The following is a 14,985-nucleotide window of genomic DNA, read 5'->3' as shown; positions in this document are numbered from 1 at the left end:
CGGTACTTTTTTCTTTGATGGACATTATATCGATTAAATGTATGCAATTCTCAATAAAAGGTCTCTTCTTCCCGAGACAAATCGCCAACCATATGTCCAAAAACAATGTTGTTAAACATGTGGTTCACAGGGAGTTTTTAATCAAATCTCGCTATATTGGCATATGCAAAATTAAGTCCTCAAAAGACTATTTTTGCTTGATAACTAATTGTAAAACTTAAACCTATACAGTTATGAAAGTTTATCAATCAAATGAAATTAAGAACATCTCACTTCTGGGAAGTTCGGGATCCGGGAAAACCACTCTTATAGAAGCGATGCTCTATGAGAGTGGTATTATAAAACGTCGCGGCACGGTTGAGGGACAAAACACTGTCTCCGACTATTTTCCGGTAGAACACGAGTACGGTTATTCCGTATTTTCAACTGTAACACACGTCGAATGGAACGGGAAAAAGCTCAATATTATTGACTGCCCGGGATCCGACGACTTTATCGGCGGAGTTATCACGTCGCTGAATGTGACCGACACTGCTATTATTCTTCTTAATACTCCTTATGGTGTGGAAGTTGGAACACAAAACCATCTTCGTTACACCGAACGATTTTCAAAACCCGTTATTTTTGTTGCCAATCAGTTAGACCATGAAAAAGCGGATTTTGATCAACTTCTTGAACAACTAAAAGAACTATACGGAGGAAAAGTTGTTCAGATTCAATTTCCTCTGAATACCGGTGCCGGCTTCAATGCGGTTATCGATGTATTGAAAATGAAGATGTACCGCTGGAAACCTGAAGGTGGTGCTCCTGAAGAATTAGAAATTCCTGACGAATATAAAGATAAAGCAGATGATCTGCACAACAAGCTTGTTGAATCGGCCGCTGAGCACGATGAAGAGCTGATGGAAAAATATTTTGAACAAGGTTCTTTGACCGAAGACGAAATGAGATTCGGAATTCGCAAAGGACTTATTCACCGTGACATGTTCCCTGTTTTCTGCGTTTGTTCGGGACGTGACATGGGCGTTCGCCGGCTCATGGAATTCCTCGGCAACGTGGTTCCTTACGTACAGGATCTTCCCAAACCAGTTACGAAAGACGGCACGGAAGTTGCTCCCGATGCTACAAAGCCGACCAGCCTTTTTGTGTTCAAAACAAGCATAGAACCACATATCGGTGAAGTTTCTTATTTCAAGGTAATGTCCGGCAAAGTACATGAAGGAGATGACCTTGTAAATATTTCCCGGGGCACAAAAGAACGCATCAATCAAATCTTTTCCGTCGCAGGTTCTCTTCGCGACAAAGTTGAAGAATTGGTAGCCGGCGATATAGGAGCTACGGTCAAGCTAAAAGAGACACGCACGGGCAATACCCTTAATGCAAAGGGTTGTGAATACGAATTTCCATCTATCTCCTACCCTGATCCAAAATTCCGTCGGGCCATCAAAGCCAAGAACGAAGCCGATTCTGAAAAGCTCAGCGAAATTCTCACCCGTATGCATGAAGAAGATCCGACATGGATTATTGAGATGTCAAAAGAACTGAAGCAGACAATCGTGTATGGGCAGGGTGAATTTCATCTTCGCACACTTAAATGGAGGATTGAAAACAACGACAAGGTAATGATCGATTATATTGAACCGAAGATTCCATACCGCGAAACAATCACAAAATCAGCACGTGCCGATTACCGCCATAAAAAACAATCGGGTGGAGCCGGGCAGTTTGGAGAAGTTCACCTTATCATCGAACCTTATTTTGAAGGCATGCCAACTCCTGACCTCTACAAATTCAACGGACAGGAATTCAAAATCAGCGTACGCGACAAGCAGGAAATTCCTCTTGACTGGGGTGGCAAGCTGGTATTCATCAACAGTATTGTCGGTGGAGCCATCGATGCTCGTTTCTTACCTGCCATCCTTAAAGGAATTCTGGATAAAATAGAGCAAGGACCGCTTACAGGCTCTTATGCCCGCGACGTTCGGGTGATTGTTTACGATGGCAAAATGCACCCGGTCGACTCCAATGAAATATCATTCCGCTTGGCTGGCCGTAATGCATTCAGCGCAGCGTTCAAGCAGGCGAGTCCTAAATTGCTGGAACCGATTTATGACGTGGAAGTACTTGCCCCATCCGACCGCCTTGGCGACGTAATGAGCGACCTTCAGGGACGCCGAGCAATTATCATGGGCATGCACAGCGAAAAAGGCTTTGAAAAACTCACCGCAAAAGTTCCTCTAAAAGAACTTTCGAGCTACTCCACAACGCTCAGTTCACTAACCGGTGGCCGTGCTTCATTTACCATGAAGTTTGCCAGCTATGAACTCGTTCCAATGGATGTACAAGACAAACTACTGAAAGAATACGAAGCTACTCATCAGGAAAAAGAATAGACTATTTTTCTTGGCTCAATAAAACGAAAGCCGTCTCAAACAGTATTTGAGACGGCTTTTTGACTTAATAGATCAGGTTACTTTCTATAAAAGCATACACTAAAATTCGATATTATCCTCTTCCTTTTCTATGGAGAAATATCGGCTGCCATAGCTTTGTACCTTAGCACCAAAGCTATTGATAAAAACATGCTCTCCCTGGCAATGCATCGGCACCAGCAATCCTGTTTTAATCTGTTGGAGAAACAGGATAGCCCCATCGGCAAAATCAGCTCCGAGACGTGGATCAAGAGGAAACATCGCCACATCCAAAACAGGCACTTCTCCGGCAAGGATACTCAATTCATTTTGGTAAAACGTTTCCACTTCAGATATTTCTTCCGGCGTCGATTCTTCTTTCCAGTGCCAATTGTTCAAATCACCTGCATGAAAGATCTTTTTTCCTCCAGCTTCGACATAAAATGAAATACCCTGGTCGGTTGAACCGTAAGCCTTCACATATATTCGGTCGTCCTGATAAACGTCTCCTTTATCTAAGAAAAATCCATCTGAAGGCAAACATTGCTTTTCGGTGAGAATATCTTTAGAGAAAACATACTGAATGTCGTTCCTAACAGAGCTCCAACCCAGTATCTCCTTGTTGAAATGGTCGTGGTGCGCATGAGAGGCAAACACATATACCTTTCCTTTGAAGTCATGTAAATGTTGCGTCAGCCAATTATTAGCAGAATCTTTGTAAAAATCAAAAATGAATGTTACGTCATCTGATTCAATTACAAAACAACTATGAAAGACATAAGTTAATTTCATACATCATAGATCTTTAAGAATATGTTTCTATTATTTCGTTGATTGCAATATCATACATTTTCCAGTTTGCACGACAAAAAATCTTTTAGCTAACAAAAATACATGTTCTTCACCAAAAAGCAAGAAAGCCGTCCCTTTCGAGACGGCTTTCATCTTATATTAATTAAGAAAATTATTCGGGCAATACAGCCTTGCGAGCTTCAGTAATGCGTTCCATTTCATCAACAGAACCAACAATCATCTTATCAAATTCACGTTGACCGGTACCGGCAGGAATCAAATGACCGCAAATAACGTTTTCTTTCAAACCTTCCAGCTTGTCAATCTTACCGTTAATAGCAGCTTCATTCAATACCTTTGTGGTTTCCTGGAACGAAGCAGCCGACATAAAGCTGCTGGTTTGCAATGCGGCACGAGTAATACCCTGAAGTACCTGACTTGAAGTTGCAGGGATAGCATCGCGGGCTTCAACCAAACGTAAGTCTTTACGTTTCAAAGAACTGTTTTCGTCGCGCAACTTGCGTGCGGTTACAATCTGACCGGCCTTCAATGTTTGAGAATCACCTGGGTTTACAACCACTTTTTTACCCCACAAACGATCGTTTTCTTCAAAAAAATCGTTTTTATCGATCATTTGTTGTTCGAGGAAGCGGGTATCACCCTGATCAAGAACTTCTACCTTACGCATCATCTGACGCACAATTACTTCGAAGTGCTTATCGTTGATCTTCACACCCTGTAAACGGTATACGTCCTGAACTTCGTTCACAATATATTCCTGAACAGCGGTCGGCCCTTTGATTGCCAGAATATCTGACGGAGTAGTTGCTCCATCGGACAAAGCTGTACCTGCACGTACGTAGTCACTTTCCTGAACAAGAATTTGTTTTGAAAGTGGTACAAGATACTTCTTCACCTCGCCCATCTTAGAGGTAACGATGATTTCACGGTTACCACGTTTGATTTTACCGAACGAAACTTCACCATCGATTTCAGCAACAACAGCAGGGTTTGACGGGTTACGAGCTTCAAACAACTCCGTAACACGGGGAAGACCCCCGGTAATATCACCCGCTTTACCAACAGCGCGAGGGATCTTAACCAACAATTGACCGGCCTTGATCATATCGCCTTCATCAAGCACCAAGTGGGCTCCCACTGGTAAGCTGTAGTTACGCAAAGGAGTTCCGTCTTTATCTACCACGTGAACAGTAGGTATTTTCGTTTTATCTTTCGATTCGATAATAATCTTTTCACGCAAACCGGTAGCTTCATCCGATTCAACCTTAAATGTTGTATTCTCGATAATATCCTGGAATTCGAGTTTACCACCCATTTCCGAAATAATTACGGCATTGAACGGGTCCCATTCACAAAGCAACTGTCCTTTCTTAACCAAATCGCCATGTTTTGTATACAATTTCGCACCATAAGGAACGTGCTGATTGGTCAAAACAATCTTGGTACGCGGATCGATCACACGCATTTCGGTCAAACGACCAACCACTACCTGATATGGATTACCGTTTTCGTCGATTGCATCAACGCTACGGAGTTCTTCAATCTCAACAATACCGTCGTAACGAGAAGTAATGTTTGATTCTGCAGCAATATTCGAAGCGATACCACCCACGTGGAATGTACGCAACGTAAGCTGAGTACCCGGCTCACCGATTGACTGAGCCGCAATAACACCCACAGCTTCACCTTTGTGAACCATCTTACCGGTTGCCAGGTTACGGCCGTAACATTTTGCACAAACACCCTTTTTAGATTCGCAAGTCAACACCGAACGGATTTCAACGCGTTCGATCGGAGAATCCTGAATAGCCTGTGCAATATCTTCTGTAATTTCTTCGCCTGAACGAACGAGGATATCTCCTGTCAATGGATGCTGAATATCGTGCAGAGATACACGACCCAAAATACGTTCGTAGAGAGAAGCGATTACTTCTTCATTATTTTTAAGTTCAACAGCTGTCAGACCACGTAATGTACCACAGTCTTCTTCGTTGATAATAACATCTTGTGAAACGTCAACCAAACGACGGGTCAAATAACCCGCATCAGCCGTTTTCAGAGCGGTATCCGCCAAACCTTTACGAGCACCGTGGGTAGAGATAAAATACTCTAACACCGACAGACCCTCTTTAAAGTTTGCTAAAATCGGGTTTTCAATGATCTGACCACCTTCGGCACCTGATTTCTGAGGCTTAGCCATCAAACCACGCATACCTGAAAGCTGACGAATCTGTTCTTTAGAACCACGAGCTCCTGAGTCCAACATCATGTAAACAGAGTTAAACCCTTGGTTGTCGCTCGAGAGCTGTTTCATCAAAATATTTGACAATTTAGAGTTAACGTGTGTCCAAGTGTCGATAATCTGGTTGTAACGTTCATTGTAAGTAATGAAACCCATATTATAGTTGTTCAGGATTTCTTCTACTTCGTCATAACCTTCCTGTACCAATGCCTCTTTTTCAGCCGGAATGATAACGTCTCCAAGGTTAAAGGATAGACCTCCCTTGAACGCCATCTTGTAACCCAAATCCTTAATATCATCAAGGAACTTAGCTGTTACAGCCACACCACACACCTTGATAATGTTACCGATGATATCACGTAACGATTTCTTTGAAAGCAATTCGTTAATGAAACCCATCTGAGTAGGAACACATTTGTTGAAGATAACACGACCTACAGTTGTTTCGATCAGCATTTCTTCCAGTTCTCCGTTTTCATTCAGGTCATTGTGGCGTACTTTGATCTTCGCGTGAAGAGCAACTCTGCCTTCATTCAAAGCTATTTCTACTTCTTCAACACCATAGAAAATCATACCTTCGCCTTTTGCTCCTGGACGCGGTTTTGTAATATAGTACAAACCGAGTACCATGTCCTGAGAAGGTACAGTGATAGGAGCACCATTGGCCGGGTTCAGAATATTGTGAGCTGCAAGCATCAACATTTGAGCTTCAACAACTGCTTCGTTGCTTAACGGAAGGTGAACAGCCATCTGGTCACCGTCAAAGTCAGCATTGAACGCCGTACAAGCCAATGGGTGGAGCTGAATAGCTTTTCCTTCGATCATCTTAGGCTGGAATGCCTGAATACCCAAACGGTGAAGAGTCGGAGCACGGTTAAGCAATACCGGATGACCTTTCATTACATATTCCAAAATGTCCCAAACCACAGGATCTTTACGATCAATGATCTTCTTAGCTGATTTAACCGTTTTTACAATACCGCGTTCAATCAATTTACGGATAATAAACGGTTTATAGAGTTCGGCTGCCATATCTTTTGGCAAACCGCATTCGTGCATTTTCAATTCAGGACCAACGACGATAACCGAACGGGCAGAATAGTCTACACGTTTACCAAGTAAGTTCTGACGGAAACGACCTTGTTTACCTTTCAAACTGTCTGACAACGATTTCAAAGGACGGTTAGCATCTGTCTTAACAGCACTTGCCTTACGTGAGTTATCGAACAATGAGTCGACAGCTTCCTGAAGCATACGTTTTTCATTACGCAGAATCACTTCCGGTGCTTTAATTTCGATCAAACGTTTCAAACGGTTGTTACGAATAATCACACGACGGTACAAATCATTCAGGTCGGAAGTTGCAAAACGACCACCATCAAGAGGCACCAACGGACGAAGTTCGGGAGGAATAACCGGAAGAACTTTCAGAATCATCCATTCCGGTTTATTGCGTAAACGTGAAGCACGGAAAGCTTCAACCACCTGAAGACGTTTCAGGGCTTCAGTTTTCTTTTGCTGCGAAGAAGTTGTACTACCAATATGACGCAGTTCATAAGAAAGACTGTCAAGGTCGATTGTCTGAAGCATATCATAAATAGCATCAGCTCCCATTTTAGCAAGAAACTTGTTAGGATCTGTATCGTCAAGTTGCTGATTTTCGCGTGGTAATTCGTCAATCAAATCGAGATATTCTTCTTCTGACAACAATTCACCTCTTACGATGTTTTCTCTTCCTTCGAGAATACCCGGCTGGATAATCACGTATTTTTCATAATAAATGATAGAATCCAGTTTCTTTGTCGACATACCCAACAGATAGCCGATTTTATTTGGTAGCGAACGGAAATACCAGATATGTGCGATAGGCACCACCAAACTGATGTGTCCCATTCTTTCACGACGCACTTTCTTTTCTGTCACTTCTACGCCACAACGGTCGCAGACGATACCCTTATAACGAATACGTTTGTATTTTCCGCAATGACATTCATAATCGCGAACCGGTCCAAAGATACGTTCGCAAAAAAGACCATCACGTTCCGGTTTGTATGTACGGTAATTGATCGTTTCTGGTTTCAGAATTTCGCCGTGAGACATTTCAAGCATCTCTTCGGGCGACGCTAAACCAATCGTTATTTTGCTAAAATTGCTCTTTATCTTATTTTCTCTGATAAAAGCCATAGTTTTATTTTATTAAAGTTCTCCTGCCTCTTCATGAGGCAAGAGAATTTTCGTTTTTTGAAGAATGTAATTTATTACCGAATGGTTCTACAGAAGGAATTATTCCAGATGTACACTCAATCCGAGACCCTGCAATTCGTGCAGCAATACGTTCAGAGATTCTGGTAATCCCGGAGTCGGCATCGGCTCTCCTTTCACAATTGCTTCGTAAGAACGTGCGCGACCTACAACGTCATCAGATTTAACCGTCAGAATTTCCTGCAGAATATGGGCGGCTCCAAATGCTTCCAGAGCCCAAACTTCCATTTCCCCAAAACGCTGACCACCAAATTGAGCTTTACCACCAAGAGGCTGTTGGGTAATCAACGAGTACGGACCAATAGAACGTGCGTGCATCTTGTCTTCAACCATGTGACCCAGCTTCAGCATGTAAATAACACCAACTGTAGCCGTTTGGTCGAAACGCTCGCCGGTTCCACCGTCATACAGATATGTCTTACCGTAGTTAGGTACACCAGCCTTATCAGTCCATGCATTAAGGTCTTCAAGGGTAGCTCCATCGAAGATTGGAGTAGCAAATTTCACTCCAAGGTTCTTTCCTGCCCAACCAAGAACAGTTTCAAAAATCTGCCCCAAGTTCATACGAGAAGGCACACCCAGCGGGTTCAATACAATATCTACAGGAGTTCCATCTTCAAGGAACGGCATATCTTCCTGACGCACGATTCTTGATACAATACCCTTGTTACCGTGACGACCGGCCATTTTATCACCAACACGAATCTTACGTTTCTTAGCGATATAAACTTTAGCCAATTGTACGATACCTGAAGGCAGCTCGTCTCCGATCGTAATATTAAATTTCTTACGTTTGAGTTGAGCATCGAGTTCCTTATATTTCTTCAAATAGTTCACAATCACTGCCTGAATCATATCATTACGATGTGTATCAGTTGTCCAGCGACTTACATGAACTGTAGTATAATCAATATCGTTCATTACTTTCTGGGTAAACTTGCTTCCTTTCGGAATCAGATCGGTACCTAAAAAGTCTTTCACACCCTGAGATGTTTTATTTTGTGTAAGAGTTACCAGTTTCTCAATCAACTTCGCTTTCAAAGCTGCTGCTTCTTTTTCAAATTCTTCTTCTAATTTAGGAAGCACGGCCTTGTCAGCAAGACTCGATTTTCTGGTTTTCATTGCTTTTGCAAAGAGATTTCTTCCAATAACAACTCCTCTTAAAGAAGGAGACGCTTTTAGAGAAGCATCCTTAACATCACCAGCCTTATCACCAAAAATAGCACGCAACAATTTTTCTTCCGGAGAAGGATCAGATTCTCCCTTTGGTGTAATCTTACCAATGAGAATATCACCCGGAGCTACATGAGCACCTATACGGATGATACCGTTTTCGTCCAAATCACGGGTTGCTTCTTCGCTCACGTTTGGTATATCAGAAGTAAGCTCTTCCATACCACGTTTTGTTTCACGAACTTCAAGAGAATATTCGGTAACGTGAACTGAAGTAAAGATGTCATCGCGTACCACACGTTCGTTGATTACGATAGCATCCTCAAAGTTGTACCCTTTCCAAGGCATAAACGCCACTTTCAGGTTACGTCCCAAAGCAAGTTCTCCCTGTTCAGTTGAATAACCTTCTGTCAGGATCTGGCCTTTAGTTACGCGAGCACCTTTTTCAACGATAGGACGAAGGTCCATCGTTGTTTCCTGATTAGTCCGCTGGAATTTCGGGATAATATATTCTTTAACCGAATCATCGAAGTTAACAAACTCTTCGTCTTCAGTACGGTCATATCGGATTACGATACGTTTTGCATCTACAAATTCAACCACACCGTCTTCTTCGGCCATGATTTGCGTACGAGAGTCCTGAATCATCTGACCTTCTATACCTGTTCCAACGATAGGAGCCTCACTACGGAGCAATGGTACTGCCTGGCGCATCATGTTCGAACCCATTAACGCACGGTTAGCATCATCGTGTTCGAGGAACGGAATCAATGAAGCTGCAATAGAAGCGATCTGAGTAGGAGATACATCCATCAACTGGACTTCGTTCGGAGCAATTACAGGATAGTCGGCATCCTGACGGGCTTTAACGCGAGAACGAACAAAGCTACCGTCTTCATTCAACGGAGCATTTCCCTGAGCGATAAGCTTGCCGTCTTCTTCTTCAGCTGTAAGGTAAACAATACCGGTTTCTGAGATATCTACCTTGCCTTCCGAAACCTTACGATAAGGAGTAACAATAAAGCCCAGATCGTTAATTTTGGCATACACACAAAGAGAAGAGATCAAACCAATGTTTGGACCTTCAGGTGTTTCAATAGGACAAAGACGACCATAGTGAGTATAGTGTACGTCTCGAACCTCAAACCCTGCTCTTTCACGGGAAAGACCACCAGGACCAAGAGCCGACAAACGACGTTTGTGCGTAATCTCAGCCAAAGGATTCGTTTGGTCCATGAATTGCGACAAAGCATTTGTTCCGAAGAAGGTATTAATAACCGAAGAAATTGTCTTCGCATTAATCAAGTCTGTCGGAGTAAACACTTCATTGTCACGCACGTTCATACGTTCACGAATAGTACGAGCCATACGGGCAAGAGCAACTCCAAACTGGTTGTACAATTGCTCGCCAACAGTTCTCACACGACGGTTGCTCAAGTGGTCAATATCATCCACTTCAGCTTTCGAGTTGATCAGTTCTATGAGGTACTTGATGATTTCAATGATGTCTTCCTTAGTCAGAACTCTGACATCCATTTCTGTTGTAAGATTCAGTTTGCGGTTGATACGATAACGACCTACCTCACCAAGGTCATAACGCTTGTCAGAGAAGAACAAACCATTGATAACTTCACGTGCTGAAGTATCATCGGCAGGTTCTGCACTACGCAACTGACGATAAATATATAAAACTGCATCACGTTCCGAGTTACTGGGGTCTTTTTGCAGTGTATTGTAGATAATACTGAAATCGCTTTGGTTTTGTTCTTCTTTGTGGAGAAGAATTGTTTGGGTACCCGAATCAATGATCGCATCGATATGGCTGTTTTCCAAAATAACCTCACGGTCAATCACCACTTCGTTACGTTCAATTGAAACAACTTCACCGGTATCTTCATCCACGAAGTCTTCATTCCATGATTTCAAAACACGAGCAGCAAGCTTGCGTCCGACAACCTTTTTCAGGCTGCTTTTGTTAACCTTAACTTCTTCTGCCAGATTAAAGATTTCAAGAATATCTCTATCACTTTCGTAGCCGATAGCACGAAGCAGGGTTGTTACAGGTAATTTCTTTTTACGATCGATGTAAGCATACATCACGTTATTGATGTCCGTTGCAAATTCAATCCAGGCACCTCTAAACGGAATAATTCTTGCTGAATATAATTTTGTTCCGTTGGTATGCACACTTTGACCGAAGAACACACCCGGAGAACGGTGAAGTTGCGAAACAACAACACGTTCGGCACCGTTTATCACAAACGTGCCTTTTTCTGTCATGTAGGGAATAGTACCCAAATATACATCCTGAATAACAGTATCGAAATCTTCGTGTTCAGGATCCGTACAATAAAGCTTCAGTTTAGCCTTTAAGGGTACGCTATGAGTCAAGCCTCGTTCAATACATTCTGGAATAGAGTAACGCGGAGGATCTACAAAGTAGTCTAAAAACTCAAGGACAAAGTTGTTTCGCGTATCAGAAATAGGAAAGTTTTCTGCAAAAACGTTAAACAGGCCTTCATTCTTCCTTTTTTCGGGAGGAGCGTCCAGTTGGAAAAAGTCCTGAAATGATTTTAGTTGAACCTCAAGAAAATCCGGATAATCTAACGGACTTTTGATTGAGGCGAAGTTTATTCTTGGGTTTGCTGTATTGGACATCATTGGGAAGGAAAGTTTGATTGAACTTAATTAGCCGATACTCTGCTAAGAAATTAATTCAGTACTGTAGTCTAAAAATAAAGATGGAAAAGAAGGATTAAAAGACAAACTGAAGTTCTAATTTCGTAACGAGTTGTTGAATTAATAGCACAAATGTATATTCAATAAATTGCTTTTTATAAGCAACCAGTTAATTAAACCAAAATGAATAACATTATACGCAAAAAGGTTTAGAATCTCATCAACATGAGATTCTAAACCAAATGCCTGTAATCAGGGTGTGTTATTTAAGCTCAACTTCAGCTCCGCCTTCAGTAAGTTGTTTTTTCAAAGCTTCTGCTTCGTCTTTAGCAACACCTTCTTTGATTGCGCTAGGAGCACCGTCAACTAAGTCTTTTGCTTCTTTCAAACCAAGGCCGGTAAGTTCTTTTACAAGCTTAACGATAGCCAACTTGTTTGCGCCAGCTGATTTCAAGATAACATCAAAAGATGTTTTTTCTTCTTCAGCAGCAGCAGCGCCTGCAGCAGGAGCAGCAACAGCAACAGCAGCAGCTGCGGGTTCGATACCGTATTCGTTTTTCAAAATTTCGGCCAACTCGTTTACTTCTTTAACGGTCAAGTTAACCAATTGTTCTGCAAATGCTTTCAAATCTGCCATGATGAGATATTTTTAAAAGTTTGGATTGATTTTTTGTTTTGTTTTTTATCGTTCTGACAACGTTTGTAATACGCCGTGAAGAGTGTTTCCTCCTGATTGGAGTGCAGATACCACGTTCTTAGCAGGCGATTGCAGCAAGGCAATAACATCTGCGATAAGTTCGTTTTTGCTCTTGATGTTAATCAAGGCTTCGAGCTGATCGGCTCCAACATAGAAACTTTCTTCTACATAAGCTGCCTTCAAAGCAGGTTTTTCCAGCTTATTAGTTTTGCTAAATTCTTTGATCAATTTAGCAGGTGCATTTCCAGTGTTAGAAAGCAACAATGCAGATGAACCTTTCAATGAATCAAACAACGGGCTGAAATCAGTTCCTGTCGATTCAAGAGCTTTGATAAGTAACTTGTTTTTAACGACCATCAATTTGATCTCTTTGCTAAAACAAGCCTTACGGAGCTTACTTGTATCTTCAGCGTTAAGTCCTTCGCTGTTTGTTACATAAAAATGGCTGTATGATCCGATTGTTTCTTTGATTTGCTCTATGATGACACTTTTATCTTCCTTTTTCATACACTACAACTTTTTTAGTTTTCTTCAACCGATTTGGGGTCAATCTTAATACCAAGACTCATTGTACTTGAAAGATAAATGCTCTTCACATAAGTACCTTTAGCCGTAGAAGGCTTCAATTTGATAAGCGTATGAATAAATTCCTTCGCATTATCAGCAATCTTTGAAGCATCGAACGACACTTTACCAATGGATGTATGAACAATACCGCTTTTATCAACTTTGAAGTCAATCTTACCTTGTTTAACTTCTTCTACTGCTTTACCTACTTCATTGGTAACGGTACCACTTTTAGGGTTAGGCATAAGTCCACGAGGACCCAGCACACGACCCAGTGCACCAATTTTACCCATGATCGCAGGTTGAGTGATGATAACATCGATATCAGTCCAACCTCCTTTAATCTTTTCGATATATTCGTCAAGACCAACATAATCAGCGCCTGCAGCTTTCGCTTCGGCTTCTGCATCAGGTGAGCATAAAGCAAGAACCCTTATTTGCTTGCCGGTTCCGTGAGGAAGAGAAACTACACCGCGAACCATCTGGTTAGATTTACGCGGATCGATTCCCAAACGCACGTCAACGTCAACAGAAGCATCAAATTTGGTCGTCGTGATTTCTTTTACCAATTGTGCTGCTTCCTTAAGCGAATAGGCTTTCCCGGGTTCAACCTTGCTGTTTGCCAACTTTTGATTTTTCGTCAGTTTACTCATTGTTGAATTTCTTTTTAATTATTTACCGGGAGCTTCTCCTTTGACTGTAATACCCATACTGCGTGCTGTTCCTGCAACCATCGTCATTGCTGATTCAATTGTGAAACAGTTCAAGTCAACCATTTTGTCCTGAGCAATAGTCTGCACTTGTTCCCAAGTGATTTCTGCTACTTTCTTACGATTAGGTTCTGCAGAACCTCCTTTTAACTTAGCAGCTTCCATCAACTGGATTGCTACCGGAGGAGTCTTGACAACAAAATCGAATGACTTGTCAGAGTAATAAGTAATAACAACAGGTAAAACTTTACCTGCTTTGTCTTGGGTTCTGGCATTAAATTGCTTACAAAACTCCATGATGTTGATCCCTTTGGAACCCAGTGCAGGTCCAACGGGAGGCGATGGGTTTGCAGCCCCGCCTTTTATCTGTAATTTGATAAGTCCAGCAACTTCTTTTGCCATGATTTGATTAAATTAAAATAATTATTACCAGAGTGAGGTTCGTAACAACCACTACTCTTTTTCCACTTGCATGAAACCTAATTCTAAAGGAGTCTTACGCCCAAAGATCTTCACCATAACTTTGAGCTTCTTCTTTTCGTTATTTACCTCTTCGATAATTCCGCTAAATCCACTGAAAGGGCCAAATGTTACTTTGACACTTTCTCCTACCGAATACTCGAGTGTGATATCTTCACCAGCCTCTTGCAATTCGTCCATTGTTCCAAGAATACGATTAACTTCCGAAGAACGAAGGGGAGTGGGTTGGTCGTTTGTACCGCCCAAAAAGCCTAAAACATTAGGCATTTGTCTGAGACGGTGAGCAACGTCGCCCACAATGTTAGCTTCGACGAGAACGTAACCGGGAAGATAGCTTCTCTCTTTCGTGATCCGCTTTCCGTTACGTACTTGAACTACCTTTTCGGTTGGAATCAAGACTTGAGATACATATTGACCAAGGTTGGTGTTTTTGAGTTCAGCCTCAATATACTCCTTTACCTTGTTCTCTTTGCCGCTAATAGCACGTAGCACGTACCATTTCTTTGCAGACTCAGCCATTTTCAACCTCCTAGATAATCTGTTTGTAAATAAACTTCATGATATTTTCGAACCCTAAGTCCATGACCCATACTACCACTGCAATAACAAGGGAAGCAACTAAAACTACGACTGCACTGTTAGTAAGTTCTTTGTAAGATGGCCATGAAACCTTATGCACGAGCTCGGTGTAAGCTTCTTTACAATAATTGATGAATCTTTTCATAGCGAAGTGTTTTTTTTAGCACGGGAGGTACGACTCGAACGCACGACACTCGGTTTTGGAGACCGATGCTCTACCAACTGAGCTACACCCGTGTATTTTTTTAATTTCTTCTTTTTCTGAAGAGTTGGATAATAATCCTGACAGGAAAATTCCTGTCAGGATTTATTTGTGATCAGAATCTTTGTCAATAGCCCAACGCTATGGATTCAAAAAAACTGAGTTGCTTT

Annotated in this window: 10 protein-coding genes and 1 tRNA gene; 1 reads left to right on the top strand and 10 read right to left on the bottom strand. The window is 41.9% G+C overall.

The features are described from left to right. Positions 1 to 233 precede the first annotated feature (233 nt). Positions 234 to 2,393, top strand: a complete 2,160-nt coding sequence (locus F8N35_RS13385) for an elongation factor G (protein WP_293053970.1) — start codon at positions 234 to 236, stop codon at positions 2,391 to 2,393. Positions 2,394 to 2,492: 99 nt separating this feature from the next. On the opposite strand, the gene F8N35_RS13380 is transcribed toward F8N35_RS13385, so the two are convergent. The 10 genes from F8N35_RS13380 to F8N35_RS13335 form a co-directional block, all read right to left on the bottom strand. Beyond that, a complete protein-coding gene (locus F8N35_RS13380) occupies positions 2,493 to 3,203 on the bottom strand; it encodes an MBL fold metallo-hydrolase (RefSeq protein WP_293053967.1) in 711 nt (236 codons plus the stop codon). A 172-nt stretch (positions 3,204 to 3,375) separates the two neighbouring features. Beyond that, positions 3,376 to 7,650, bottom strand: coding sequence for a DNA-directed RNA polymerase subunit beta' (gene rpoC, locus F8N35_RS13375; RefSeq protein WP_293053964.1), 4,275 nt, complete (start codon positions 7,648 to 7,650; stop codon positions 3,376 to 3,378). Positions 7,651 to 7,749: 99 nt separating this feature from the next. Further along, positions 7,750 to 11,562, bottom strand: a complete 3,813-nt coding sequence (gene rpoB / locus F8N35_RS13370; protein ID WP_293053961.1) for a DNA-directed RNA polymerase subunit beta — start codon at positions 11,560 to 11,562, stop codon at positions 7,750 to 7,752. A gap of 280 nt (positions 11,563 to 11,842) precedes the next feature. Next, positions 11,843 to 12,217, bottom strand: coding sequence for a 50S ribosomal protein L7/L12 (rplL, locus tag F8N35_RS13365; protein ID WP_068704403.1), 375 nt, complete (start codon positions 12,215 to 12,217; stop codon positions 11,843 to 11,845). Positions 12,218 to 12,262: 45 nt separating this feature from the next. Beyond that, a complete protein-coding gene (gene rplJ / locus F8N35_RS13360; RefSeq protein ID WP_293053957.1) occupies positions 12,263 to 12,784 on the bottom strand; it encodes a 50S ribosomal protein L10 in 522 nt (173 codons plus the stop codon). Between the two features lie 14 nt (positions 12,785 to 12,798). Next, positions 12,799 to 13,497, bottom strand: coding sequence for a 50S ribosomal protein L1 (rplA, locus tag F8N35_RS13355; protein ID WP_293053954.1), 699 nt, complete (start codon positions 13,495 to 13,497; stop codon positions 12,799 to 12,801). Positions 13,498 to 13,515: 18 nt separating this feature from the next. Continuing rightward, positions 13,516 to 13,956 (bottom strand): 50S ribosomal protein L11, encoded by a 441-nt coding sequence (gene rplK, locus F8N35_RS13350; protein WP_293053951.1) that lies wholly within the window; start codon positions 13,954 to 13,956, stop codon positions 13,516 to 13,518. Between the two features lie 51 nt (positions 13,957 to 14,007). Then, entirely contained in the window at positions 14,008 to 14,553 is a 546-nt protein-coding gene (gene nusG, locus F8N35_RS13345) for a transcription termination/antitermination protein NusG (RefSeq protein WP_293053948.1), read from the bottom strand. A 10-nt stretch (positions 14,554 to 14,563) separates the two neighbouring features. Further along, complete coding sequence (gene secE, locus F8N35_RS13340) at positions 14,564 to 14,758, bottom strand: preprotein translocase subunit SecE (protein WP_293053944.1); 195 nt, start codon at positions 14,756 to 14,758, stop codon at positions 14,564 to 14,566. Positions 14,759 to 14,777: 19 nt separating this feature from the next. Beyond that, positions 14,778 to 14,850 (bottom strand) — tRNA-Trp (locus F8N35_RS13335). Positions 14,851 to 14,985 lie beyond the last annotated feature (135 nt).

Origin of the sequence: Paludibacter sp. (assembly GCF_009712605.1) — a bacterium.
GTDB lineage: Bacteria > Bacteroidota > Bacteroidia > Bacteroidales > Paludibacteraceae > Microbacter.
This window is presented reverse-complemented; position numbering and strand designations above follow the sequence as displayed.

Coding starts and splice junctions, on each gene's coding strand:
- F8N35_RS13385 (WP_293053970.1), top strand. CDS start 234: ATGAAAGTTTATCAATCAAATGAAATTAAGAACATCTCACTTCTGGGA.
- F8N35_RS13380 (WP_293053967.1), bottom strand. CDS start 3,203: ATGAAATTAACTTATGTCTTTCATAGTTGTTTTGTAATTGAATCAGAT.
- rpoC (WP_293053964.1), bottom strand. CDS start 7,650: ATGGCTTTTATCAGAGAAAATAAGATAAAGAGCAATTTTAGCAAAATA.
- rpoB (WP_293053961.1), bottom strand. CDS start 11,562: ATGATGTCCAATACAGCAAACCCAAGAATAAACTTCGCCTCAATCAAA.
- rplL (WP_068704403.1), bottom strand. CDS start 12,217: ATGGCAGATTTGAAAGCATTTGCAGAACAATTGGTTAACTTGACCGTT.
- rplJ (WP_293053957.1), bottom strand. CDS start 12,784: ATGAAAAAGGAAGATAAAAGTGTCATCATAGAGCAAATCAAAGAAACA.
- rplA (WP_293053954.1), bottom strand. CDS start 13,497: ATGAGTAAACTGACGAAAAATCAAAAGTTGGCAAACAGCAAGGTTGAA.
- rplK (WP_293053951.1), bottom strand. CDS start 13,956: ATGGCAAAAGAAGTTGCTGGACTTATCAAATTACAGATAAAAGGCGGG.
- nusG (WP_293053948.1), bottom strand. CDS start 14,553: ATGGCTGAGTCTGCAAAGAAATGGTACGTGCTACGTGCTATTAGCGGC.
- secE (WP_293053944.1), bottom strand. CDS start 14,758: ATGAAAAGATTCATCAATTATTGTAAAGAAGCTTACACCGAGCTCGTG.